At 60.0% G+C, this 24,148-nt stretch carries 26 protein-coding genes and 1 tRNA gene; 14 read left to right on the forward strand and 13 right to left on the reverse strand.

The window, feature by feature from the left end; all coding sequences use genetic code 11:
- Positions 1-162: 162 nt before the first annotated feature.
- The 5 genes from ACR0KX_RS05715 (at position 163) to glmM (ending at position 5,645) form a co-directional block, all read left to right on the forward strand.
- Positions 163-804, forward strand: coding sequence for a cell wall hydrolase (locus tag ACR0KX_RS05715; RefSeq protein ID WP_170621610.1), 642 nt, complete (start codon positions 163-165; stop codon positions 802-804).
- A 73-nt stretch (positions 805-877) separates the two neighbouring features.
- Entirely contained in the window at positions 878-2,251 is a 1,374-nt protein-coding gene (locus ACR0KX_RS05720) for a multicopper oxidase domain-containing protein (protein WP_170621611.1), read from the forward strand.
- 101 nt (positions 2,252-2,352) lie between these two features.
- Positions 2,353-3,273: a dihydroneopterin aldolase gene (locus tag ACR0KX_RS05725; protein ID WP_170517894.1), complete on the forward strand. Its 921-nt coding sequence runs from the start codon at positions 2,353-2,355 to the stop codon at positions 3,271-3,273.
- Entirely contained in the window at positions 3,270-4,268 is a 999-nt protein-coding gene (folP, locus tag ACR0KX_RS05730; protein ID WP_480708029.1) for a dihydropteroate synthase, read from the forward strand. Before ACR0KX_RS05725 ends, folP begins: the two co-directional genes overlap by 4 nt.
- A 33-nt stretch (positions 4,269-4,301) precedes the next feature.
- Positions 4,302-5,645 carry a phosphoglucosamine mutase gene (gene glmM, locus ACR0KX_RS05735; RefSeq protein ID WP_480708031.1) on the forward strand — a complete coding sequence of 448 codons (1,344 nt, stop codon included), beginning with the start codon at positions 4,302-4,304 and terminating at the stop codon, positions 5,643-5,645.
- Here glmM and ACR0KX_RS05740 read toward each other — a convergent pair.
- The gene (locus ACR0KX_RS05740) at positions 5,642-6,544 is read right to left on the reverse strand and encodes a DMT family transporter (RefSeq protein WP_480708033.1); all 903 of its coding nucleotides are present in this window, start codon (positions 6,542-6,544) and stop codon (positions 5,642-5,644) included. The genes glmM and ACR0KX_RS05740 overlap by 4 nt on opposite strands.
- Before the next feature lie 79 nt (positions 6,545-6,623).
- On the opposite strand from ACR0KX_RS05740, the gene ACR0KX_RS05745 reads away from it, so the two are divergent.
- Both ACR0KX_RS05745 and ACR0KX_RS05750 read left to right on the forward strand, forming a co-directional pair.
- Complete coding sequence (locus ACR0KX_RS05745) at positions 6,624-6,935, forward strand: ArsR/SmtB family transcription factor (protein ID WP_480708035.1); 312 nt, start codon at positions 6,624-6,626, stop codon at positions 6,933-6,935.
- Positions 6,932-7,387, forward strand: coding sequence for an SRPBCC family protein (locus ACR0KX_RS05750; RefSeq protein ID WP_480708036.1), 456 nt, complete (start codon positions 6,932-6,934; stop codon positions 7,385-7,387). Before ACR0KX_RS05745 ends, ACR0KX_RS05750 begins: the two co-directional genes overlap by 4 nt.
- A gap of 48 nt (positions 7,388-7,435) precedes the next feature.
- Here the strand turns inward: ACR0KX_RS05750 and ilvC are convergent, their stop codons facing one another.
- Positions 7,436-8,458: a ketol-acid reductoisomerase gene (ilvC, locus tag ACR0KX_RS05755; protein ID WP_480708038.1), complete on the reverse strand. Its 1,023-nt coding sequence runs from the start codon at positions 8,456-8,458 to the stop codon at positions 7,436-7,438.
- Positions 8,459-8,589: 131 nt separating this feature from the next.
- Between ilvC and ACR0KX_RS05760 the strand changes: the two genes are divergently transcribed.
- The gene (locus ACR0KX_RS05760) at positions 8,590-9,045 is read left to right on the forward strand and encodes an Lrp/AsnC family transcriptional regulator (RefSeq protein WP_480708040.1); all 456 of its coding nucleotides are present in this window, start codon (positions 8,590-8,592) and stop codon (positions 9,043-9,045) included.
- Complete coding sequence (locus ACR0KX_RS05765; RefSeq protein ID WP_170451435.1) at positions 9,042-9,500, forward strand: Lrp/AsnC family transcriptional regulator; 459 nt, start codon at positions 9,042-9,044, stop codon at positions 9,498-9,500. Before ACR0KX_RS05760 ends, ACR0KX_RS05765 begins: the two co-directional genes overlap by 4 nt.
- 6 nt (positions 9,501-9,506) lie before the next feature.
- Here the strand turns inward: ACR0KX_RS05765 and ACR0KX_RS05770 are convergent, their stop codons facing one another.
- A complete protein-coding gene (locus ACR0KX_RS05770) occupies positions 9,507-10,208 on the reverse strand; it encodes a GntR family transcriptional regulator (protein WP_480708042.1) in 702 nt (233 codons plus the stop codon).
- A gap of 232 nt (positions 10,209-10,440) precedes the next feature.
- Here ACR0KX_RS05770 and ACR0KX_RS05775 point away from each other — a divergent pair, with 232 nt between their 5' ends.
- Positions 10,441-11,568: an aminotransferase class V-fold PLP-dependent enzyme gene (locus tag ACR0KX_RS05775; RefSeq protein ID WP_480708044.1), complete on the forward strand. Its 1,128-nt coding sequence runs from the start codon at positions 10,441-10,443 to the stop codon at positions 11,566-11,568.
- Between the two features lie 31 nt (positions 11,569-11,599).
- Here the strand turns inward: ACR0KX_RS05775 and ACR0KX_RS05780 are convergent, their stop codons facing one another.
- The 3 genes from ACR0KX_RS05780 to ACR0KX_RS05790 form a co-directional block, all read right to left on the reverse strand.
- Positions 11,600-12,796 carry a UbiH/UbiF family hydroxylase gene (locus tag ACR0KX_RS05780; protein WP_170621616.1) on the reverse strand — a complete coding sequence of 399 codons (1,197 nt, stop codon included), beginning with the start codon at positions 12,794-12,796 and terminating at the stop codon, positions 11,600-11,602.
- A gap of 74 nt (positions 12,797-12,870) precedes the next feature.
- Positions 12,871-13,119 (reverse strand): hypothetical protein, encoded by a 249-nt coding sequence (locus tag ACR0KX_RS05785; protein WP_170451428.1) that lies wholly within the window; start codon positions 13,117-13,119, stop codon positions 12,871-12,873.
- An 86-nt stretch (positions 13,120-13,205) separates the two neighbouring features.
- Positions 13,206-13,850 carry a pyrimidine 5'-nucleotidase gene (locus tag ACR0KX_RS05790; RefSeq protein ID WP_170451426.1) on the reverse strand — a complete coding sequence of 215 codons (645 nt, stop codon included), beginning with the start codon at positions 13,848-13,850 and terminating at the stop codon, positions 13,206-13,208.
- Between the two features lie 100 nt (positions 13,851-13,950).
- Between ACR0KX_RS05790 and ACR0KX_RS05795 the strand changes: the two genes are divergently transcribed.
- Positions 13,951-14,598 carry a GntR family transcriptional regulator gene (locus ACR0KX_RS05795; RefSeq protein ID WP_170451424.1) on the forward strand — a complete coding sequence of 216 codons (648 nt, stop codon included), beginning with the start codon at positions 13,951-13,953 and terminating at the stop codon, positions 14,596-14,598.
- A gap of 3 nt (positions 14,599-14,601) precedes the next feature.
- Here ACR0KX_RS05795 and ACR0KX_RS05800 read toward each other — a convergent pair whose 3' ends face one another.
- Positions 14,602-16,482, reverse strand: coding sequence for a glycosyltransferase (locus tag ACR0KX_RS05800; protein ID WP_170621617.1), 1,881 nt, complete (start codon positions 16,480-16,482; stop codon positions 14,602-14,604).
- Positions 16,483-16,563: 81 nt separating this feature from the next.
- On the reverse strand, positions 16,564-17,730 hold the full coding sequence (carA, locus tag ACR0KX_RS05805; RefSeq protein ID WP_170517926.1) for a glutamine-hydrolyzing carbamoyl-phosphate synthase small subunit: 1,167 nt from the start codon (positions 17,728-17,730) through the stop codon (positions 16,564-16,566).
- Positions 17,731-17,913: 183 nt separating this feature from the next.
- Here carA and ACR0KX_RS05810 point away from each other — a divergent pair, with 183 nt between their 5' ends.
- Positions 17,914-18,399, forward strand: coding sequence for a GatB/YqeY domain-containing protein (locus ACR0KX_RS05810; protein ID WP_170517930.1), 486 nt, complete (start codon positions 17,914-17,916; stop codon positions 18,397-18,399).
- A gap of 23 nt (positions 18,400-18,422) precedes the next feature.
- On the opposite strand, the gene ACR0KX_RS05815 is transcribed toward ACR0KX_RS05810, so the two are convergent.
- From ACR0KX_RS05815 to ctaD, 3 genes are all read right to left on the reverse strand, one after another.
- Complete coding sequence (locus ACR0KX_RS05815) at positions 18,423-18,914, reverse strand: DUF2244 domain-containing protein (RefSeq protein WP_480708047.1); 492 nt, start codon at positions 18,912-18,914, stop codon at positions 18,423-18,425.
- 44 nt (positions 18,915-18,958) lie between these two features.
- On the reverse strand, positions 18,959-19,558 hold the full coding sequence (locus tag ACR0KX_RS05820; protein WP_170451414.1) for a 2-hydroxychromene-2-carboxylate isomerase: 600 nt from the start codon (positions 19,556-19,558) through the stop codon (positions 18,959-18,961).
- A 143-nt stretch (positions 19,559-19,701) separates the two neighbouring features.
- Positions 19,702-21,360, reverse strand: a complete 1,659-nt coding sequence (gene ctaD, locus ACR0KX_RS05825; protein ID WP_170451412.1) for a cytochrome c oxidase subunit I — start codon at positions 21,358-21,360, stop codon at positions 19,702-19,704.
- Between the two features lie 294 nt (positions 21,361-21,654).
- Between ctaD and ACR0KX_RS05830 the strand changes: the two genes are divergently transcribed.
- Positions 21,655-22,071 carry an HIT family protein gene (locus tag ACR0KX_RS05830; protein ID WP_170621618.1) on the forward strand — a complete coding sequence of 139 codons (417 nt, stop codon included), beginning with the start codon at positions 21,655-21,657 and terminating at the stop codon, positions 22,069-22,071.
- A 460-nt stretch (positions 22,072-22,531) separates the two neighbouring features.
- On the opposite strand, the gene lipB is transcribed toward ACR0KX_RS05830, so the two are convergent.
- Complete coding sequence (gene lipB, locus ACR0KX_RS05835) at positions 22,532-23,188, reverse strand: lipoyl(octanoyl) transferase LipB (protein WP_170451408.1); 657 nt, start codon at positions 23,186-23,188, stop codon at positions 22,532-22,534.
- Positions 23,189-23,227: 39 nt separating this feature from the next.
- Positions 23,228-23,887 (reverse strand): DsbA family oxidoreductase, encoded by a 660-nt coding sequence (locus ACR0KX_RS05840; RefSeq protein ID WP_170621619.1) that lies wholly within the window; start codon positions 23,885-23,887, stop codon positions 23,228-23,230.
- Positions 23,888-24,028: 141 nt separating this feature from the next.
- On the opposite strand from ACR0KX_RS05840, the gene ACR0KX_RS05845 reads away from it, so the two are divergent.
- A tRNA-Leu gene (locus ACR0KX_RS05845) sits at positions 24,029-24,115 on the forward strand.
- The last annotated feature ends 33 nt before the right edge of the window (positions 24,116-24,148 follow it).

Genomic DNA, 24,148 nt, shown 5'->3' on the forward strand with positions numbered 1-24,148 from the left:
GTGGGTTTCAGGCGAACTTGTGGCGGAAAAAATCTTCCCCACGAGCGATTTTCCACTTGCTTTTCCTTCGGTTCTGGACGTTTGCGCCGGACTGCGCTAAATGCCTCGTCGCGCCCGCCGGGGGAGGGTTAGGCGCGAGAAGTGCCTGTGCGAGGTTATCTGATGCTACGTTACATAATGGCTGTTGCCACATTGGCAGCAACCGTGCTGCCAAGTGCGTCCTTCGCCGAGAGGGAAGCAACCGATTCCGCCAAGGAAGAACTTGTCGCCCGCAACGAATTGCCGGCGCAAAGTTTCCGTGACTATTTCAAACTGTTCCAGCCTCGGAAGCCGGCTGCGCCGGTCGAAGTTTCCTACTCGAAGGACTGGCTGGATCAGCAACCCAAAGCAACCGGGGACGAGAACTGGAAGTGTCTGTCCGAGGCGCTGTACTTCGAAGCCCGCGGTGAAAGCGTGCGGGGACAGTTTGCCGTGGCTGAAGTGATCCTGAACCGGGTCAAAAGCAGCCGTTTCCCTGACAGCCTGTGCGGTGTGATCCGTCAGGGCACCGGGAAGAAATACCAGTGCCAGTTCACCTATACCTGCGATGGCCGCAAAGAGGTGATCCACGAAAAGAAAGCCTTTGAGCGTGTGTCGAAAGTCGCGCGGGCCGCGATGGACGGGATTGCAAAGGAACTGACCGAAGGCGCGACCCATTATCACACGACCGCGGTGCGCCCATCCTGGTCACGCGTCTACAAGCAGACCGCGCGGATCGGTGTGCACATCTTCTACCGCCACAACTATCGGACGGCGAGCAACTGATTGACGCACCCGCGCTGGAAGCTTGATGGCGCGGGGCGAGTTGCAGTCTATATTGCGGGCCAGGAGGCCCGTAATGCCATTCAACAGAAGACGATTTTTGCAAACCGCTGCGGCGGCTTCGCTTTTGCCGGCTGCGGTCAGGGCGAACGTCCCACATCTTGAGGCGCGTGTTACAAGTCAACAGCTTGCGCCTGTCGGGTTTCCTGAAACCGAAGTCTGGAGCTATGGAGGCTCGGTTCCGGGCGAGACGCTCAGATACAATCGGGGAACGCGCGTCCAGCAACGCTTTGTGAACAGACTTCCGCAGCCGAGTTCGGTTCATTGGCACGGAATTCGAATAGACAACGCGATGGACGGTGTACCGGGTTTGACGCAAGACGTCGTCGAAGCTGACGGGGCTTTCAAGTATGAATTCGTCGTCCCCGATGCGGGCACATATTGGTACCACGCCCATAACCGGTCGATGGAGCAGGTTGCCCGCGGGCTATACGGTCCCTTGATCGTTGATGAGGTCGTACCACCCGATGTCGATCAGGATCTGATCCTGATGCTGGATGACTGGCGGCTCGACCCGGAAACGGCTCAGATTGCCGACGATTTCAACAACGGCCACGACCTAAGCCATGCCGGACGCCTTGGAAACATTGTCACTGTTAACGGCTCGTTCGATCCGGCCTTTCCGGTGCGTCGAAACGAACGGCTCAGGCTCCGGCTGATCAATGCCTCGAACGCTCGGATCTACGATCTGGACTTGGATGGCCTTACGGGCAGGATTGTCGCTCTGGACGGGATGCCGCTGGAAGTGCCGCTTGCCCTGAGCGGGTCCTTCCCACTGGCCCCGGCGCAAAGGGCGGATTTGATCGTTGACGTTGTGGCTGATGGGCCGACCGCAAGCCTTGTAAGTGTTGAACGCGACGGGGCATTTGGATTGGCGCGTTTCGACATCGGCGGTCCGTCCGCCAACGCTCAACGGACGGACATAGTCGCGCTACCGCCTAATCCCCTGCCGGAAATCGCTGGGATTGACGATGCCCCGCTGCGTCGAATGCGTCTGCAGGGCGGGGCTATGAGGTGGTTGGAAAGCGCTCGGATTGGTGAGACCGACCTGTCAGGGCGCGAGTTGGCGCAGTTGGGGCGGTTCTGGGCATTGAACGGATATGCCGAACGTCCGTCTGATCCTTTTCTCGATGCGTCTCTGGGTAGCCTTCACAGGATCGAGTTCGTGAACGAAACCGCATTCCCCCATGCGATGCACCTGCATGGCCACCACTTTCGGCTTGTTTTGGACGACGGCGCGTTGGGTCCGTGGCGCGATACGGTTTTGATCGAGAGGGGACAAACCCGTCAAATCGCGTTATTTGCCGATAATCCCGGTGATTGGCTGTTGCATTGCCATATGCTGGGACATGCCGCCGCGGGTATGATGAGTTGGTTTCGCGTCACCTGACGCCGCAATCAGCGGCTGGAATGGCGCTTGTGTGAGTGTTATAGCCCCTCGGACCGCCTAAATTAGGCGAACTGTTCTGCAAGCCCGAGAAGGCCTGACCCATGAGTTCTGAAATCCGCCTTGCCTTTGCGCACCCGTCCGAGCGGTCCGAGGCGACCTCGCCCCGGGGGCCGTTGGATCGCATCTCATTGCGTGACCACACTGTCGAGGTTGAAATTGGGGCCTTTCAGGCCGAGCGCGGCACGACGCAGCGCATCTGCTTTAACATCGTGGTCGAGGTGCGCCCGCTGACCTCGGATATTGACGACGATGTGGACCGTATCCTGTCCTATGACCGCGTGACCGAGGCCATCGCCTATGAACTGGCGGCTGAACGCCTGAACCTGCTTGAAACGCTCGCCGAGCGCGTGGCCGAGCGCATCCTGCTGGAACCTCAGGCCGTTCGGGTTTTCGTGCGGATCGAAAAGCTGGATCGGGGTCCCGGCGCGCTGGGGGTAGAGATCGTACGCGGCAAGGACGCCGTTCATCATGACGTTGTTGAAGAAGAACGCCCGCATCCGCGCCTTGTGTTCCTGTCCAATGACGCGATTGCGTCGGGCAATCTGAAAGGCTGGATCGATCAGCTGGAAAATCGTCAGCGCCCGCTGATCCTGTGCGTCGGGGCCTCGGATCTGGCTGCGCCGCAGACCGGCCATGCCATGACGCAGCGCCGGATCGATCTGCTGTCCATCGAACAAAACGCCTGGGTTCTGGCCGCGCGGGATCATCGCTGTGTCGTCGTCTCGACTCGGACCGAGCTGGATTGGGCCATGAAAAACGGCCAGATCTGCGTCTGGGCCCCGTCCAAGATCGTTCTGGATGCGGTGGACGGCCCATCCGCCGCGCCGTCGGACGCGGTTGCTCTGGCCGCGTGGTTTGCCGCGACGTTTGAAGCCAGTGAGATGATGGTGATCGGTGGCGAGCTGCCGAAAGAACCCAAGACGCCCCTGCGCGCCGTCGCCGTCGATCAGGCGCAGTTGTGAGCCATTATTACCGACCGCTGGTTCAGCACGGCCCGGCCCGCCCGGATGGTGCAGTGTCTTTGGCCGGTCAGGCGTTGTGGTTCACACATGCGGAAGCCCTGTCGCGGTTGGATGCGCCCAAGGTCGTCCCGGCGGCTGAAATTCCAGCCGATGTTTTGCAACGCCTCAGCCGCCAGCGTGCAGCAATATCCGGTCTGGACATGGCGCAGCCGCATATCATGGGCATCCTGAACGCGACACCTGACAGCTTTTCGGATGGCGGCGTTCACAGCTCGGTAGAGGGTGCGCGGGCAGGGGCCGCTGACATGGTGGCGCAAGGCGCGACCATTCTGGACATTGGCGGAGAATCGACCCGCCCCGGTGCAGATTTTGTCCCAGAAGCGGAAGAGATCGCCCGCACGCGCCCGCTGATCGAAGCGATTCGGGCGGAAACGGAAGCCTTGATCTCAATCGACACCCGCAAGGCCGCAGTGGCCAAGGCCGCCTGCGCCGCCGGGGCAGGTTTGGTCAACGATGTCTCGGGCTTTACCTTCGATCCTGACCTCGCGCCGTTTTGCGCTGAATTGGGCGCGCCGGTTTGTGTCATGCATATGCAAGGCGACCCGGCCACGATGCAGGACAATCCCGAATACGACAACGTTGTGCTGGATGTTTACGATTTCCTCGAAGGTCAGATCGCGCGGCTGGAAACACTGGGTCTGAGCCGCGATCTGATCATTGTCGATCCGGGTATCGGCTTTGGCAAAACCGAACAGCACAATCTGGACCTTCTGCGCAACCTCAGCCTGTTTCACGGGTTGGGCTGTCCGATCCTTCTGGGCGTGTCGCGCAAGGGGTTCATCGGGTCCATCGGGAACGAGCCGCAAAAAACCGCACGCGCTCCGGGATCAATTGCCCTTGCTCTGGACGGATTGTCCCAAGGTGTGCAGATCATTCGCGTGCATGACGTGGCCGAGACCGCTCAGGCCTTGCGTCTATGGGCTGCAGTCCGGTAATCCGGTCGCAAACATTTTTGTGAGGGGTGAAAGATGCGCAAGCTGTTCGGAACTGACGGTGTGCGGGGCACAGCCAATACACATCCGATGACAGCGGAAATGGCCTTGCGCATCGGGGCCGCCGTGGGGCGGTATTTCCGTCGCGATGCCTCGGGCGTGCACCGTGTGGTGATCGGTAAGGACACGCGCTTGTCGGGCTATATGCTGGAAAACGCGCTGACTGCTGGTTTGACCTCGACGGGGATGAACGTGCTGCTGCTGGGGCCGGTACCGACGCCTGCCGTTGGGCTGATGACCCAATCCATGCGCGCCGATCTGGGCGTGATGATCTCGGCCAGTCATAACCCGGCGGAAGATAACGGCATCAAGTTCTTTGGGCCCGATGGGTTTAAACTGTCCGATCAGGCCGAGTTGGAAATCGAACGGCTGATCGAGGAAGGCGTTAAACCCGCGCAAGCTCAGAATATCGGACGCGCGCGCCGCGTGGACGATGCGCGTTTCCGTTATGGCGAGCGGATCAAGTCCTCACTGCCGCGCGATGTGAAGCTGGATGGCCTGAAAGTCGTGATAGACTGCGCCAACGGCGCGGCACACCGCACCGCGCCCGAGGTGTTGTGGGAACTGGGCGCCGAGGTCATCCCGGTCGGTGTCGCGCCGAACGGCAAGAACATCAACCTAAATTGCGGATCGACCAAGCCTCAGCTTGCCGCCGAAACAGTCGTGGCGCATGGCGCACATGTGGGCGTCTGTCTGGACGGGGATGCCGATCGCGTTGTTGTAATTGACGAAAACGGTGAGGTGGCTGATGGCGATCAGCTGATGGCCTTGCTGGCCTCGGCTTGGGCTGCATCCGGTCAGTTGAAAGGTGACGCGCTGGTGGCCACAGTGATGTCCAATCTGGGTCTGGAGCGTCACCTTCAATCCCAAGGCCTGCGGCTGGAGCGCACGGCCGTCGGCGATCGCTATGTGGTCGAGCGGATGCGTGAAGGCGGGTTCAATCTGGGTGGTGAGCAATCCGGCCATATCGTCATGAGCGACTACGCCACCACCGGTGACGGCCTGATGGCCGGGTTGCACTTTCTGGCCGAGATGGTTCTGTCCGGGCGATCAGCTTCGGATCTGGCACAGCAATTCGAGACCGTGCCGCAGTTGTTGAAGAATGTCCGCTATGGCGAGGGGCAAATGCCGCTTGAAGCGCAAAGCGTCAAAGCTGCCATTGCCGATGCCGAGGCGCGCCTGAACGGGCAGGGCCGCTTGCTGATCCGTAAGTCCGGCACGGAACCGTTGATCCGGGTGATGGCCGAGTGTGAGGATGACGCGCTTTTGTCTCAGGTCGTCGACAGCATTGTCTCCGAGGTTGAAGCCGCAACAGGCTAGCGCCCGGTCAGCAGTTTTCGCAGGCTGAACCATTGGCTGATGGCCAGCCCGGTCAGAATCATGGCCAGGGCGATGAAGAAACGCAGGGGCAGGGCCTCGGACAAGATCCACGCGCCAAACACCATCGACCAGATCGGCACCTGATAATTGACCAGCGTCAGAAAGACCGACCCTGCGCTGCGAATGATCGATACGCGCAGAAGCGTGGCAAAGGCGGTGGGCAACAGGCCCAGGATAATGATTGCAAGGCCCGGGCGCGTGCCTTCCCATCTTGGGAGGCCTTCGGTCACCAGCATCAGCGGCACCAGGCACACTGCGCCGACGACCAGCGTCAGCGCGGCCAGCGTGACAGGGTCAATGGGCGGGCAACGGCGGGTGAAGATCGAGGCCACCGAGTAACACAGCGCGGCTCCGATACAGGCGAGTTGCGCCAATGGCTCGAACCCCTGGCCGATCTGGGTCAAGCCGGGGCCGATCAGAACCAGAGCCCCGGCAAAGCCGAGAGAGACCCCGAAAATGCGGCGCGCATTCATTGGCTCGTCGGAAAAGAAATGCGCCAGCGGCAGCACCATCAGCGGGATCGCCGCCATGGACAGGCCTGCGAAGGCCGAGGGCACGTATTGCTGGCCCCAACTAAGCATCATGAACGGAATTGCGGTCGACAACAGCCCGATGATGACGATTGCGCCCCACAGGGCGCGGTCCGGTCCGGGTATCCTGCGACCAGTGATTGCCATCAGGCCCAGCAGGGTGACCGCACCCAGCGTTGTGCGCGCCGTTGCCACTGTGACGGGCCCATAGCCTTCCAGCGCCATGGCCACGACCATGAACGTGCCACCCCATATGAGGCCGAGTGTCAGGACGCCGCTCCAGTCGCGGTAATCGGGTTCTTGCACCATAAACCCCCCATATCCTTTGATTTTGCCGATGTCACGTGCCCGAAATTGACAAAGCGTTAGTTTTTACTTACCGTAAGTAATGACTTACCAAGATGCATTTGCCGCTCTGGGCGACCCGACTCGTCGGAAAGTGTTCGAAGCAGTTGCAGCCCGGCCCTGCGCGGTCGGGGCTCTGGCTGACACGCTACCTGTCAGCCGCCCGGCGGTGTCGCAGCATCTGAAGGTTCTGTCGGATGCGGGATTGGTTGGGTGCCGGTCGGAAGGGACGCGCCGGATTTACTTTGCCCGGCCTGACGGCTTGGCAGAAATGCGCGCCTGGCTGGATCAATACTGGTCGGATGTGCTGGACAGTTTTGCAGCTGAGATAAACCGGGAAGGGCGAGATACATGACTGATCCAATCGTCAAAACCGTGGTTGTGAACGCCGCGCCGGATCGCGCCTTTGAGGTCTTTGTGCATCGCATCGCAAGCTGGTGGCCGCTGGATGGTCACGCGGTGTCCGCATCCACAGGACAACCGGCGCTGGCCGTCACGATCGAGCCTTGGGTTGGTGGAGCACTGTTCGAAACGATGTATGACGGCGAAAGGGCCGATTGGGGCACGGTGTTGGAATATGAAGAGGGGCACCGCCTGGCCTTCACCTGGCATCCGGGCACCAACAAGGACAACCCCACGCGGGTTGATGTCGCGTTTGAAAGGGTCGGTGCGAACCAAACTCAAGTGACCTTGACCCATTCCGGGTGGGAGGTCTGGGCCGAAGCCGCCGCGGACAAGCGAGGCGGTTACGATTCGGGCTGGGATTTTGTGTTGGGCGAGTGCTTCGCGACAGCATGCGCTGCATAGAAAAGGGCGGCCCGTTAAAGGCCGCCCCAGTGCTGATGGATATCAGACTTAGTTCTTTTCTTGATCGACCAGTTTGCCAGCCGAAATCCACGGCATCATGCCGCGCAGCTTGGCGCCGGTTTCTTCGATCAGATGCTCGTCATTGGCGCGACGCGAGGCTTTCAGGGTCGGCTGGCCGACCTGATTTTCCAGCATGAAGTCGCGGACAAACTTGCCCTGCTGGATGTCGTTCAGAACCTCTTTCATCGCTTTCTTGGTCTGCTCGTAGGGCAGGATGCGCGGGCCGGTGACGTACTGGCCGTACTCGGCAGTGTTCGAGATCGAGTAATCCATGTTGGCGATGCCGCCTTCGTAGATCAAGTCGACGATCAGCTTCACCTCGTGCAGACACTCGAAATAGGCCATCTCGGGCGCATAGCCTGCTTCGACCAGGGTTTCAAAACCGCAGCGGATCAGTTCAACCAGACCGCCGCACAGAACGGCCTGCTCACCGAACAGGTCGGTTTCGCACTCTTCGCGGAAGTTGGTCTCGATGATGCCCGAGCGACCGCCGCCGATGGCCGAGCAGTAGGACAGGCCGATTTCCAGCGCTTTGCCGGTTGCGTCGGTGTCAACGGCGACAAGGCAGGGCACGCCGCCGCCTTTGACGTATTCGCCACGCACGGTGTGGCCGGGGCCTTTGGGGGCCATCATGATGACGTCAACGCCTTCTTTCGGCTCGATCAGGCCAAAGTGGACGTTCAGGCCGTGGGCGAACGCGATGGCGGAGCCGGGCTTGATGTTGTCATGTACGTATTTCTTGTAGGTCTCGGCCTGCAGTTCGTCGGGCATGGTGAACATGATGACGTCGCACCAGGCCGCCGCTTCGGCGATGCCCATGACCTGCAAACCTTCGGCTTCGGCTTTCCTGGCCGAGGCAGAGCCTTCGCGCAGAGCGACGACCAGATTCTTGGCGCCCGAGTCGCGCAGGTTCAGCGCGTGGGCGTGACCTTGCGAACCATAGCCCAGAATGGCCACTTTTTTGTCTTTGATCAGGTTGATGTCGCAATCGCGATCGTAATAGACGCGCATTTTGCCGGTCCTTTCTGTTTCGATTGCTGCGCTTTTACCCGGGTGTTTTGCGATTGGCGAGCGTATTGAAGTTGAGTATTTGTAAAAAAGATGAAGAACTATTCTTCATTTAGCCGAATGATGAGAAATCTATGCTTGATGACCTCGACAGACGTATTCTGCGTCATTTTCAGGCTGATCCCAGCCTGTCCAACGCCGAACTGGCCGAGCGGTGCCGGATTACGCAAGGCGTTTGCTGGCGTCGTATAGAAAAGATGCAGGCCGCCGGTATCATCGAGGGGCAGGAGGCGGTGATCGACTGGGTTGCGCTGGGTTATGCGGTCGAGGTGTCGCTGCGGGTCACGTTGGACAAGACGCAGGTGCGCGCGTTTGACGAATTCACCGCTGCGGCGCGCGAGGTGCCCGAAGTGATCGAGATACAGACCTTTCTGGGCCGCGTGGATGTGCGGCTGTCGGTTCTGGCGAAGGACATGGCGCATTACCAGCAACTCTATCGTGACCGCATTCTGACCTTGCCGCATATCGCCGATATCGAAGCGCTGATGCATATCGCGCGGGTCAAGCGGGATGAGGTGCTGCCGGTATGATCGAGCTGGACGAAACAGACCGAAAGATCCTGCGGGCCTTGCGGCAGGATGCAACGCAAAGCGCCGGTGCGTTGGGGCGCAGGCTGGGGCTGTCGCAACCCGCCACATGGCGGCGGATCCGCAGGCTGGAAGAGGCGGGGGTCATCAAAGGCCGCCGTCTGCGCCTGAATGCCGAGGCATTGGGCTTTGGCGTCACTGTCTTTCTGGGCGTGAAGCTGGCGCGCAAGGGACAGGTCAGTCTGGAAGACTTCGAACGCGCTGTCAGCGCCATTCCCGAAGTGCAGACCGTCGAGCATGTGCTGGGGCTGTATGACTACCGTCTGCGCGTAGTGGCGCGTGACCTGTCCGATTTCGAACGGGTCCTGCGCCGACGGATCATGACGTTGCCCGGCGCGGGGGATGTCGAGGCCAATGTCTTGCTGAGCGAAGAACGCCTGCCCGGTCCGATAGGCTGATCGCGCCTAGTATTTCGTGCGAACGCAATAGCCGGGATGGTGGGTCATGCGGGCGAAGGTGATCGGGTTTTCATCCTTCCACGTCGTCCGCTCCATCTGGATCATCGAGGTTCCGGCGGTGGTGCCCATGAACTCGGCCAGACGACTGTCAGCGGAAATCGCGCAAAAGGCGACCTCGGCCTCGGTGAAGGGGGCAGCGTTCAGCAGCCATTCGTGGGGGCCGTGCGCGCTCAGATCGGCCTCTTCCACCTCGGGAACGGCTGCGATGTTGATCCACCGTTCCTCAAGCTGAAAGGGGCGGTTGTCGGCATAGTGCATGCAGATCACGTGCAGCACACGGGCCTCGGGCGAAACGCTGAGTTGCGAGGCCAGCCAACCGGGGCTGGGCACAACATTACGCTCGACCAGTGCATAGCGGTATGCGGCGTTCTGGTTTTCAATCATCTGCCGGGCCAGCGACAGTTCCAGCCTGGCGTGTTTACTGGGCTCTTTCTTGACCCGCGTTCCACTTTTGCGCTTGCGCTCGACAAAGCCCTGGTCGGCCAGTTCCCGCAGCGCGCGGTTCACGGTGGCCCGCGCGCAGTTGAATTCTTCGGCCAGCTGCGTTTCCGTCGGCAAAAGCGAGCCTTGTGGCCACACACGGCTTTCGATCCGTCGTTTCACTTCGTCACGAACGACCTGGAAGCTGATCCGCTTTTGGTGAGTCACGGGTTGAAATTTCCCTTCAAGCATAAAGTGTATGCATCTGTTCAGAAGCAAGTAGAAGTGTAAAGGGGAGGTGACTCTAATTGGCGTCATTTTTGATGTTTTCGAACTAGTTGGTCTAAATATTTCGGTTTTGTTTTTCGTGACGTAGGGTCACTTTCGTGGCAGTGTACGCCGGAATCAGACAGGGCAATTGGGCCTGGCTTTGGGGAACGACTTCTGGAAAGGAAACTGAATGCCTGCATTGCTGGAAACCGTGGACCGGGATGGTCTTGAAGAGTTCTCGGTTGTCTTTACCGACCGCTCTTTGAACCATATGTCGGCCAAGTTTCAACAGGTTATGCGCGATGTCTCGAGCATGCTGCGCGAGGTCTATAATGCCGACGGTGTTGCCATCATTCCCGGCGGCGGAACTTACGGGATGGAGGCCGTGGCCCGTCAGTTCGCGCGTGGTGCCAACGTTCTGGTGGTGCGCAATGGGTGGTTCTCCTATCGCTGGAGCCAGATCATCGAAAGCGGCGCGCTGACCGGATCGGTTACCGTTCTGAAAGCGCGGGAAACAGGTAATACCAGCCCGTCCCCCTTTGCGCCCGCTCCGATTGAAGATGTGGTTGCTGCCATTCACGAGCAGCGCCCCAACGTGGTCTTCGCACCCCATGTCGAGACTGCGGCGGGCGTGACCCTGCCTGACGATTATGTAACCGCCATGGCAGCTGCCGCGCATGAGGTTGGTGCGTTGATGGTTCTGGATTGCATCGCATCAGGCTGCGCCTGGGTTGATATGAAGGCGACCGGCGTGGACGTGTTGATCTCGGCCCCGCAAAAGGGGTGGAGCGCGTCGCCCTGCGCGGGCCTCGTCATGCTGTCTGAGCGGGCCGAAGCGCGGTTGCAGGAAACCGAGTCCGACAGTTTTGCGGTCGATCTGAAGAAATGGCGTCAGATCATGCAGGCCTATGAGAACGGCGGCCATGCCTATCACGCGACCATGCCGACCGATGCCCTGACGGCGTTTCGCGACACGATGCTTGAGACGCAGGAATACGGGTTCGAGAAATTGCGCGACGCGCAATGGGCTTTGGGCAATGGCGTACGCGCGATGCTGAAGGACATGGGCGTTGTCTCGGTGGCCGCAGATGGTTTTGGCGCGCCGGGCGTTGTGGTCAGCTATACGGCTGATCCCGAGGTTCAGAATGGCAAGAAATTCGCCGCTTTGGGGATGCAGATCGCCGCTGGCGTGCCGTTGCAATGTGATGAACCTGCCGGGTTCAGCACGTTCCGCCTCGGGCTGTTCGGCCTCGACAAACTGTATGATGTGGACGGCACAATCGCGCGTCTGAAACGGGTGCTGGATCAGGTTCTGTGACCGGGTGGCGGGCTGAAGCCCGCCCTACCACCTAACGCACGCCGAGGCCCATCTGCATCAGCGTCTTGCGCACCGGTCCCATGGAGTAGAGCGCGTTCAGCCCCAAGGCGCGGGCATCGCGCAGCGGCCGCGCCTCAAGCATCGAGGTGCGGTTCAACAGGTCGATGCCTTTCACCCGCAGCTCGATCTCGGCATGGCGGGCTTTGTGGTAGGCATCCAGCATTTGCGCATCGCCCAAGCCATCAGGCCGGGCTTGTGCCAGGTCCAGAAGGGATCGCAGATCGCCCAAGGACATGTTCAGACCCTGCGCGCCAATGGGCGGCACCACATGCGCGGCCTCGGCCATCAGGGCGATGCGTTCGCCCGACAGGCGCGCGGCCGATTGGCTGATGATCGGCCAGATCGTCCGGCGCGAGGCCAGTTTCAGCGGCCCGAACAACCCGCAGGACCGCTCCGTCATCGCGGCCTCGAAGGCCTCGGTGTCGAGGTTCAGCAACTCCACCGCGCGCGGGCCGCGTTCCATCCACACGATGGCGGATGAGGGCTGACCCTGCCAGTCGGGCAGCGGTACCAGCGTGAACGGCCCGCCAGACCGGTGGATCTCGGTCGAAACGTTTTCATGGGCAATTGGATGCGTTACCGCAAAAGCCAGCGCTTTCTGACCATAGCGCGTAGTGTGGACGGGAATTCCGGCAGCCTCGCGCATCGTAGAGTTTCGCCCATCGGCGGCGATGACCAGTTTGCACCGGATGCGGCTGCCGTCGCTTAGCCCAACCCGCGCCTCGGCGGTGCGGGTGAACAGGCTGACGGTGCCAGTGCCGGGGCGGAAATCGACATTGGGCAGTTCGGCCAGCCGCGCCACCATTTCGCGACGCAGCAGCCAGTTGGGCAGGTTCCAGCCAAAGGGCTGTTCCGAAACGTCCGAGGCGTTGAAATCGCGCACAACGCGCGGTTCGGGGACGTCTCCGCCCGCATCGACGATGCGCATCACTTGCAGCGGGGCCGCATGGGCATCAAGCCGGGCCCACAATCCACATTGGTCCAGCAACCCACGAGAAGGTTGCAGGAAGGCGGTGGTCCGCAGGTCCGACCCATCGACGTCGCGTTCAGTGATCGGCGGGGTCGGATCAACGCAGATCACGTTGAACCCGGCGGTTCCAAAGGCGGCGGCGGCGGTCAGGCCAGCGATTCCGCCGCCGGAAATCAGGATCTCACAGCTGTCAGTCATGGCACTTGTCTCCGTTCCCGGCAGACCCTAGTGCGGTTCCCGCGCCTGCGCCAAGTGACATCCTGTCCCGTGTCTTATCCGCGTGAAATCAGGATCAGGATCAGAAACATCACCGGCACCATCATCACGGCGGGGATGTAGAGACCGGGCAGGCCGAACAGCAGGGCAGAACAGCCCCACATGCTGAAGATCGCGGCGGCCGTATAGCCTAAATCCTCGGGCTCGCCATCGGCCACGTCGCGGGCCATCCAGCCAAACAAGGGGATTGCATAAAGCAGGCGTTGCCAAATCGGCAGGCGCTGCGGCATCAGGGTCGCGCTCATTGGGGTCTCCGTTCTGTTCGTCGCAGACGGGCATATATGGATGATTGTGCAGCTGCAGAATATGCAGATCGTCGCAGTGTGACAGCCTACCGCAGGCGGGCCAGGAATGCCGTTAGGTCATCCGTATGGTGGTGGATATGATCGGCCTCATGCGGGTCCGGCGCGACGTGAACCGTGCGCATTCCCATCTCATGCGGCGCGGCCAGATTGCGGGGATCGTCCTCGAACATGGCGGCCTTTTCGGTCTGAATACCATCTTGCGAAAAGATCGCCTGAAAGGCCGCTTTTTCCGGCTTGGGGCGATAGCCTGCATGTTCGACACCATAGATGGCATCAAACAGACCCGTCAGCCCGCGCGCCTCAAGCACCCGTTCCGCATAGGGGGCGCTGCCGTTGGTGTAGACGATGCGCCGACCGGGCAGGGCGCGGATATGGGCGGCAAGCTCGGCATCGGGGTCCATATGGCTCATGTCGACCTGATGGACCGCGTGCAGATAGGGGTCGGGGTCTAGATCATGTTCGGCCATCAGCCCGGCCAGAGTTGTACCGTATTCGCGCCAATAGTGGCTGCGCAGGCGGTCGGCCTCGGCCCGGTCCACGCCGATGGCCTGCACGACGTAATCGGTCATCAGCACCTCGATCTGGTCGAACAGGCGCATGTGCGGCGGATAAAGGGTGTTGTCCAGATCGAACACCCATTGGGTGACGTGGCTAAAGGCAGGTTTGACCATGATGTCGGTGTAGGGCGCGAAGGCTGGGTTTTCAATGCTACACTTGATTGCGGCCCCCGGACACGGATAGACATGGCCGAACGAGGAGAGACAACACCCCATGCCCCAATCCCGACAGTCCAACAAGGACGCTTACAGCCTGATTCTCGAAGCCATCGATGTGGGCGTCTACAAACCCGGTGACCGTCTGGTCGAAAGCGAACTGGCCGAGCGGTTCGGCGTCTCGCGCACCCCCATCCGCGAGGCGTTGCAGCGGCTGGAGACGCAGTCGCTGCTGGAGCGGGACGGGCGGTCGCTGATTGTGGCGTCTTTGGACCACAACCAGATGGCCGAACTGTATGTCGTGCGGCGCGAGCTTGAGGGGTTGGCCGCACGTCTGGCCGCCAAACACGCGACCGAGGAAGAGATCCGCGTGCTGCAGGAAATGGTGGCAGAGGATGATGCACTGGTCGATGATCCCTCGGCCTTGTCACGGGCGAACCGGCGGTTTCATGAGCAGATCCATCTGGCCTCGCACAACCGTTATCTGGTTCAGCAATTGGATCTGGTGCATCGCACCATGGCCCTGATGGCGACCACGTCGCTGGCGGCGCAGGGGCGCAGTGAAATTGCGCAGAGCGAGCATAAGGGGATCGTCGAAGCCATCGCTGCACGTGACGAAGAAGCAGCCGGGCGGGCGCTGAAGGACCATATCTCGATCGCCTTCATGACCCGTCTCAAGCAGGACGCGGTGCGGCGCGAGTCTTAACCTTCAGGCTTGCGGCAGGTCCTCTTCGGCCTGCCCATGCTGGGTTTTGTCCCAAAAGAACGGGCAGATTGCGAGCTCCCACAACGCCTTATATGCGGCGAGGACGCCCAGCGGGAAATAAAAGCACATCGTCGGCACAAACGGCAAAAGATGCCGACGTTCCCGGGCGGACACGGCCAGCATGGCGACGGCCATATTGATCAGCTCAGCCGCCAGAAACAGCCAGAGCAGCGTGGTCATCACCGGTGCCGTCAGCAGGGTTTGCATCGGGTTGGGCAGTTGCAGCGCGGACAGCCAGAACATCCACAGGATCGGGGCCAGCAGGAACTGACCCAGCGTGCCCAGAAAGAACGCCTGCACCCCCGCGAACCTGAGCGCTCCCAGTTCGCGATACAGGCCTACCGGGTTCCGCATATGCACCAGATAGGTGACCATGAACCCTTTCAGCCAACGCGAGCGTTGTTTCACCCAAGGCCATGAGCGAAAGTTGGCCTCTTCATAGGTGGTGGTCTCGACCATCTCGGTCCGGTATCCCGCGCGGCTGAGACGGACGCCCAGATCGGCGTCCTCGGTGACGTTATGCGCGTCCCATCCGCCCAGTTCTATCAGCTTGTCACGGCGAAAGAAAAAGGTGGTTCCGCCCAATGGAACGACCAGCCCAAGGCGCGCGATGCCCTGCAGGATCACCCGAAACCAAGAGTTGTATTCGATGGTGAAGCAGCGCGAACGCCAGTTGGTGCGCGGGTTGTAGTAATCCAGCATACCTTGCAGACAGACCACATCCGGCGGGGCCTGAGTGAAATGATGCACCACCCGCTCAATCTGATCTGGTTCGGGCGCATCCTCGGCATCCCAGACCCCCAGAATATCGCCCCGGCAGAAATCCAGCGCATAGTTCATCGCACGCGGCTTGGTTGTCAGCCCGTTCAGTGCGGGCACCTCGACGGTGCGAATCCAGCTTGGCAGGTCGGCTTTCTCGACGGTCTCGCGGGTGACGTCATCGCGTTCCTCCAGCACCAAAATCACGTCCAGAAGGGCTTTGGGATAGGTCAGCCGTTGCAGACGTTTGATCAGGGCGCCTGCGATCTCACGCTCTTTATACAGGGGCACCATGATCGACACACAAGGCTGTCGTAGCGAAACGGGCGTGCAACCGGGATCGGTTTTGGATGGTTTGATTTCTCCCAGCGCAAATGCCAGCGCGCCTGATATCCGCAAGGTCATGAACAGGATCAGGGTTGCGACGGCTGCGATCAGCAGGGCGGCAAGCCCAAGCTGGGGAAGGGCCGCAAAAAACGCCATTAGCCCCAGAACCAGAACCGCAGGGCCAATGCGCGACCGGGGAGTCCAGGTGCGGCAGCTTTGCGCCTCATCCACACGGGTCTCGGCGGCTTGGGCCAGAACCTGCGAGAATTGACGGGCAATCGCGCGATCAATCTGATCCGGTGCGGCCAGAACCGGAAGGACGGCGTAGGGGCAGTCCTGCATTTCTGCAGTGACGGTCGGGAAGCGATCAGGGCGTGCAGTGGCAACCAACAGCAGCGGGCCGACGCGCATCCATGGTATGACGTTATGGGCCAGCCAGAATTCAACCGGCTTGAAATCGCACAGGCCGGGTGCGGGCGGGATCTTGTCCAGATCGGCGATTTGCCATCCGCTTTGCACGGACAGGGCGGTCAGGACATCCGCGCGGCTGACCCAGCCTTCGCCAACCAGAATTTCGCCCAGCGGGGCCTTTTGCTGGGATTGCAGATGCAGCGCCTGGTCCAACTGCTCCCACGAAATCGCACCTTGTTCGATCAGGCAGGTGCCCAACGGTTTGCGTTGCCCTTGAGGGGGGATCGGGGCGGCAGTGGTAAAATCCTGAAGATTCAATTCAACCATTAAAAAACCCTGACGCAGTGACCTGCCGTCAGGGTTGATCAATCTAGGTTAACAGCGGGTTAACCCCGGGCTTTGCGCCAGTTACGCCTGCGCTTTTCTGTCCGCCATGGCGGCTGCGAAGCGTTCGAACAGGTAGAAGCTGTCCTGTGGGCCGGGCGAGGCCTCGGGGTGGTACTGCACCGAATAGACCGGTCGGTCCGTCATGCGGATACCGCAGTTCGAGCCGTCAAACAGCGAGCGATGGGTCTCGACCACACCGTCGGGCAGGGTCTCGGCATCGACAGCGAAACCGTGGTTCATCGAGGTGATCTCGACCTTGCCGGTTTCCAGATCTTTCACCGGGTGGTTTGCACCGTGGTGGCCGTGGTTCATCTTGATGGTCTGACCACCCAGCGCCAGCGCCAGCATCTGGTGGCCGAGGCAGATGCCAAAGACGGGCAGTTCGGTGCTGTTCAGGATCTCTTTGATCATCGGCACGGCATATTCGCCGGTTGCCGCCGGGTCGCCGGGACCATTGGACAGGAACACGCCGTCAGGCTCGTGCGCCAGAACTTCGGCTGCAGTCGCGGTGGCGGGCAGCACGGTCACATCGCAACCAGCCGAGGCGAGGCAGCGCAAGATGTTGCGTTTCGCACCATAGTCCAGCGCCACGACCTTGTGTTGGGGTGCCTTCTGTGGCGCATACCCCTCGGGCCAGGCCCACCGCATCTCATCCCAGCGGTAGCTTTGGGCACAGGTGACGTCCTTGGCCAGATCCATGCCTTCCAACCCGGCAAAGCCACGCGCAGCGGCAACCAGCGCGGCAATATCGAAATTGCCTTCGGGGTCATGCGCCAGCGCCACATGCGGCGCGCCTTGTTGACGGATGGCGCGGGTCAGGCGGCGGGTATCGATGCCGCCAATCGCGATACGACCGCGACGTTCCAGCCATGTTTTCAACTCTTCGGCCGAGCGCCAGTTCGACGGCTCGGTCGGGTCCCATTTGACCACCATGCCCGCAGCCACCGGATCACCGGTTTCGTCATCTTCGGGGTTCACGCCCACATTGCCGATATGGGGGAAGGTGAAGGTGACGATCTGCCCGGCATAAGAGGGGTCTGTCATGATTTCCTGATACCCGGTCATGGCGGTGTTAAAGCACAGCTCGGCCACTGTCTGGCCGGTTGCGCCGAAGCCTGTGCCGTAAAACAGCGTTCCGTCGGCCAATGCCAGACATGCGGTGGGCTTGGACGGGGCGTTCTGGGCCATGGCGCAACTCTCCTACAGGGTAAATCGGCGCATACCTAAGGGGGTTAACCGCTTTGGTCAAGTGTGTTCAAATTTTCGGCTATTGTTGTTTTTCAATGGGTTAGCTGTGTCTGTGCCCTGTTGTGTCACGCTTTTTGTTTAGATATGTTCGGGGTTCCGTTGTCATGGGGATGGACAAACCAAATGGACATGCGATCACGGGTGAACACCGCCCTGAAGCAAGCAATGAAAGACAAAGCGGCCGAGCGTCTGTCGACCTTGCGCCTTATCAACGCTGCGATCAAAGACCGGGATATTGCGTCCCGTGCTTCCGAGAACGAAGAGGCGAAAGGCTGCGGCGATGCTGAGGTTCTTGAAATCCTTGGTAAAATGACCAAGCAGCGCAAGGAAAGCGCGCGCGCCTACGAAGAGGGCGGACGCCTGGACCTGGCCGAGCGTGAAATGCGCGAAGTTGCGATCATCGAGGAATTCCTGCCCAAACAGCTGGACGACGATGAGGTGACAAAAGCGATTCAGACCGCGATTACAGCCACCGGCGCGGGTTCGATCCGCGATATGGGCAAGGTGATGGGTGAGTTGAAGACCCGCTATACCGGCCAGATGGATTTCGGCAAGGTGGGCCCGATGGTCAAAGACCATCTGTGCGCCGCATCGAACGGCGGCTGCTGAACTCATAATCAGACTTGAAACGCTTACTGCGCGGCGGGTCCGCGCAGTCGCTGCACCAGATCGTCATAGAGGGTGATGCGCTCATCCTCGGACAGGAATGCGCCAATCTCGACCTCGCGCCCGTCTCCGATCAGGGTGACGTAATGCGGCACAGGCCCGCCCTTTTCGTGCATTTCGGGCCGTGCCCAGTAGCGGTTACAGGACCATTCCTGCGCTTGCCTGCCCGGTGTTTGGTGGATCAACCGGGCCTGGTTTCCGTCCAGCGTCAGGACCTCCAAAACACTGCGGGCGCGGTAGTTGGTTTGAATCGCCAGCCACAGGCCCAATACGGTCAGCAGCAAGAACGGCAGCAAACCCCACAGGACGACCGACCCCAGCATGGCCAGTATCGGGATCAGGCCAAACAGGAAGACAGACAGGATCACAATCATCGCCCCGCGCGGCGGCAATGAATTATGCGGCCACAGGCGCAGTTCCTGTTCGGTGTCCGAGGTTTGATTCCATTGATACGGCATGGCCGAAACCTAGCGCAGTCTGCGGTCGTGTCTAAGGTTTATTGTCACACAACATGCCCGACACGAGCCCAGGACAAGGCGTCATCCAACCTGTCGTCGCCCCAGAAAACCTCATCACTTACGACAAAGCTTGGGGCTCCAAAAACGCCCAGCCTTGTGGCCTGCTCGGTTTGCGCGTCCAGCGCGGCGATGCAGTCCGGGCTGCGGGCGCGGGACAGGATCAGGCGCGGGTCCTGCTGACAGCGCAGCAAGGCCTCGGACAATGCGGTTTCGCTGCCGCCCTCGACGCCTTCTTCAAACCAGATCCGATACAGGTTTTGCGTAAACTCCTTGCCCCAATCCTCTTGCATACCCAGCAAGGCCACCTGATTGGCCAACCCAAGGTTCGAGATCGGGTAAGGGGCTGGCAGGTTGGCGTGGATGCGGTACTTGGCCGCCCGGCGTTCAATGTCGCGCCACATATAGGCGGATTTGACCGGCTTGCCTGCAAAGGGAATGTTCTGTTGCGCCGACATGATCGTGCGCACGTTGAACGGACGCCAATTCACGGTCGCATTGGTTTCCGCGCACCAGTCGTCCAGCCTCATGACGGTGAGAAAGCTGTAGGTGCTGCCAATCGAGTACCAAAAGTCGATTTCGGGCATCTGAACCCCCAGGGTTGCCGGATCAGTTGCCCGAACCATTCTAGCGTATTTTTCGTGATCTGGCGATCTGTGCACCGCATTGGCGTAGGGCAAAGAAAAAACCCCGCCTGTTCGGGCGGGGTTTTCTTAGGTCTCTGACCGGATCAGTGCGCGTGGCCTTTGTCCCAGTCTTCCTGCTTTGGCAGCTGCTCGAACGTGTGTTCAGGCGGCGGTGTGGGCAGGGTCCATTCCAGCGTATCTGCGTACTCGTTCCACGGGTTCGGACGTGTTTCTTTCGCGCCGCGCAGCAGGGCGTAGATCACGATGCCGAAGAACAGCAGGAACGAAGCGAACGAGATGAACGCGCCGATAGACGATACAAAGTTCCACTGTGCGAAGGCTTCCGGATAGTCGATGTAGCGACGCGGCATGCCCTGACGGCCCAGGAAGTGCTGGGGGAAGAAGGTCAGGTTGGCGCCGATGAAGAACATCCAGAAATGAACCTTGCCCCAGAACTCGGAATACTGACGACCGGTCATCTTCGAGAAGTAGAAGTACATGCCCGCGAAGATCGCAAAGACAGCACCCAGGCTCATCACATAGTGGAAGTGCGCCACAACGTAGTAGGTGTCGTGATAGGCGCGGTCGATACCAGCCTGCGACAGAACCACACCGGTCACACCGCCGACGGTGAACAGGAACAGGAAGCCGAAGGCGAACAGCATCGGCGTCTTGAACTCGATGGACCCGCCCCACATCGTCGCGATCCACGAGAAGACCTTAACGCCGGTCGGAACCGCGATGACCATCGTGGCCAGCATGAAGTAAGCCTGCTGACGCAGCGACATGCCAACGGTGTACATATGGTGCGCCCAAACAACGAAGCCCAGAACACCGATCGCGATGATCGCCCAGACCATCGGCAGGTAACCGAAGATCGGTTTGCGCGAGAAGGTGGCGATCACGTGGCTGATGATGCCGAAACCGGGCAGGATCACGATGTACACTTCGGGGTGGCCAAAGAACCACAGGATGTGCTGATACAGGATCGGGTCACCGCCACCGGCCGGATCAAAGAAGGTGAAGCCAAAGTTGCGATCCATCAGCAGCATGGTGATTGCGCCCGCCAGAACCGGCAGGGACAACAGAATCAGCCATGAGGTGATGAAGATCGACCAGCTGAACAGCGGCACCTTGAAAAGGGTCATGCCCGGGGCACGCATGTTCAGGAAGGTGGTGATCATGTTGATCGCGCCGAGGATCGAGGAGGCGCCCGATACGTGCACGGCAAAGATCGCAAGGTCCATGGACATGCCGCCCTCGGTCGTCGACAGCGGCGGGTACAGAACCCAGCCCACACCCGAACCGAGTTGGTCATTGCCACCAGGGCTCAGCAGCGAGGCGACACCCAGCGAGGTGCCAGCGACGTACAGCCAGAAGGACAGATTGTTCATCCGCGGGAACGCCATATCCGGCGCACCGATCTGCAACGGCATGAAATAGTTGCCAAATCCGCCGAACAGCGCCGGGATGACCACGAAGAACATCATCAGAACACCGTGATAGGTGATCATCACGTTCCACAAGTGACCGTTGGGGGTGCAGGGGTCGGCCATGAAGCCTTCCATGCACATGTACTGAACACCGGGGTGCATCAGCTCAAGCCGCATGTAGATCGTCATCGCGACCGAGATAAACCCGGCCAGCGCCGAGAAAATCAGGTAGAGAATCCCGATGTCCTTGTGGTTGGTCGACATGAACCAACGCACGAAGAAACTGCGCTGGTCTTCATGATCGTGACCATGAATGGCTGCGTCTGCCATTATAGGTGCCTCCTGTTGCAAATGCACCGCGCAGCCGGACCTCTCCGGCGCGCGGGTTTCCTGCTGGTTTTAGAATGCGAAGTCAGCACCTTCAATGGCCGAGTTTGATCTGGATCAAGAATAATTGTCGCGGGCAGGGGACTGCATCGCGATTTTGGGCCTGAAGCAGCCCCATATCTGGGTATGTCTTCGGATTGTTCAAGAGACCGGCGCCATGCGCGTGGCGGTTCCACCTTGACCACCTGCCGCCGGACCCGCAGAACGGTGGGAAACGCTCCAAACCAGAGGCCCGCCATGTCAGCTTACGACCCGGATAACATCTTCGCCAAGATCCTGCGCGGGGAAATCCCCTCGACCCGTGTGTACGAGGATGACGACACGCTGGCCTTCATGGATATCATGCCGCGCTCGGATGGACATTTTCTTGTTATCCCAAAAACGCCCTGCCGCAATGTTCTGGACGCCACACCGGATCAGTTAAGCGCCGTGATGGCGACCGTTCAGAAACTGGCCGTCGCCGCGAAGGCGGCCTTTGCTGCCGATGGCATCACGATCCAACAGTTCAACGAGGCTGCAGGCGGGCAAGAGGTGTTCCATCTGCATTTCCACGTTCTGCCCCGTCACGAGGGCGTGTCGATGCGCCCGCCCGGTAAAATGGGGGATTTCGATCTGATTGCCGAACATGCAGAGAAGATCAAAGCGGCTTTGTAATCTTAGGGCCTCAAAAACCTAGCGGGCGGTTCTTGGATCAAACGAACTGCCCTGATCCCGCGCCACTCTGCGCGGAAATGGTAAAGCCCAGAAGTTGAGCGGAGGCATAATTCGCGTTGCGATGCAGCAATTCAGATGGCTGGGAAGAGCGGGGCCTGAGAATTGCCGTTCCGATTTGGGGTCGGAACGGCAGACTCGTAACCAAACACTTATCGGATTTCTCGGGGGCAAGCCCCGGAGCACCGGTTAACATACCACTCACTCTAGACTGGTCGTTATATGTTACTCTTTAACGGGTCCCATGTATCCAGAAGAACTGAATTTTAGTTAAAGAAAACGATAATTCCGCCTAATTCTGCTGAAATTGCCCCTGTCCTGGGAAACAGAACAGCAGTTGCGAGGGCATTGTTGTTTCCCTTTACGTCACTTTTCGATTCGCCAACCGGGTGCCTTTGGGGCGCTAGACCTCTGCGTTCTCGAACACTTCGGCAAATGTCTTCTGCAGTGCGGCATCCATATCACCCATCGTCACCGGCAGACCAAGATCGACCAGCGAGGTCACGCCATATTCGGTGATGCCACAGGGAACGATCCCCGAGAAATGCTCAAGATCCGGTTCCACATTGACCGAGATGCCATGAAAGCTGACCCACTTGCGCAGGCGCAGGCCGATTGCCGCAATCTTGTCCTCGGCGGGTTTGCCGGTCACGGTCAGCGGCTTGTCATCGCGCCTGACCCAGACACCAACGCGCCCGTCGCGAATCTCGCCCTGAACGTTGAATTCCGCCAGCGCGGAAATCACCCAGGTCTCCAGCTGTTTCACGAACCGCCGCACATCGCGGCCGCGCGTGTTGAGGTCCAGCATCACGTAAGCCACGCGCTGTCCGGGTCCGTGATAGGTGTATTCCCCGCCACGCTTGCTTTCATAGACAGGGAACCGGTCCGGATCCGTCAGATCCTCGATCCTGGCAGAGGTCCCGGCCGTATACAGCGGCGGGTGCTCCAACAGCCAGACACATTCATCTGCCTCGCCTGCGGCGATGGCGGCCACGCGCGCCTCCATAAAGGCAACGGCGTCCTCGTACCGGGTCAAACCATCGGTGATTTTCCATTCCATGCTGGCCTCATATCGCGCATGCGGGGCAGGGGGAAGGGCCTATGCCGCCTCGGCCAGACAGCGCTGCAGAACCTGCGCGTAGGTGTCTGTGCCCTGCGCGCCGGTCAACAGGTATTTGCCGCCAAACACCATCGACGGCACGCCCGAGATACCACGGCTGGTCCAGAACTGCTGTTTTTCGCGCACGGGCGCACCATGCGTGCCCGATTCCAGCGCCACGCGCGCGGCCTTAGGGTCCAGGCCGACGGTCCCAACCGCATCCATCAGGACGTCAACGTCTGAGACATCCCGTTGCTGCGTGAAGCAGGCATCGAACAGCGCCAGCTTCAGCGGATGCTGGCGCCCCTGACCCTCGGCCCAATCCAACAACTGATGCGAAGAAAACGTGTTAACAATCCGGCTTTCATCATTGAAATTGAACGAAAACCCAAGTTCCGCACCCAATGAGGTCAACCTGTCACGTGCTTGCTGGCTTTGCTCGGGCGTGGACCCGTATTTCTCGGCAATATGCTCGCGCAGATTCTGGCCCTCGGGCGGCATATTGGGGTTCAGTTCAAACGGATGCCACCTGAGACGCGCCAGAATGCCAAGCTGCTGCAAGGCCAGATCGAGCTGTCGAAAGCCAATGATACACCAGGGGCACACAACATCCGAAACAATATCAACCTGAACAATCGGGCGCGGGTCAGAGCTGGTCATATCAGTTTCCTGTCAGATCGAATTCTTTGGCTTCCCTGCGATAGATAAGCTTGGCCTGGGCGAATTTAAACCAAGACATTTTTGCCTCTTCACATCGCCAGCATCAGCGTCTATACGCCCCTCTACCAAGTCACTGGCAGTGCGGTCGTGGCGGAATTGGTAGACGCGCAGCGTTGAGGTCGCTGTGGGGTAACTCCCGTGGAAGTTCGAGTCTTCTCGACCGCACCAAATTTTCAAGAAAACATGCAGTTTAGGGCGTTA

Source organism: Ruegeria sp. BG5 (assembly GCF_056538425.1).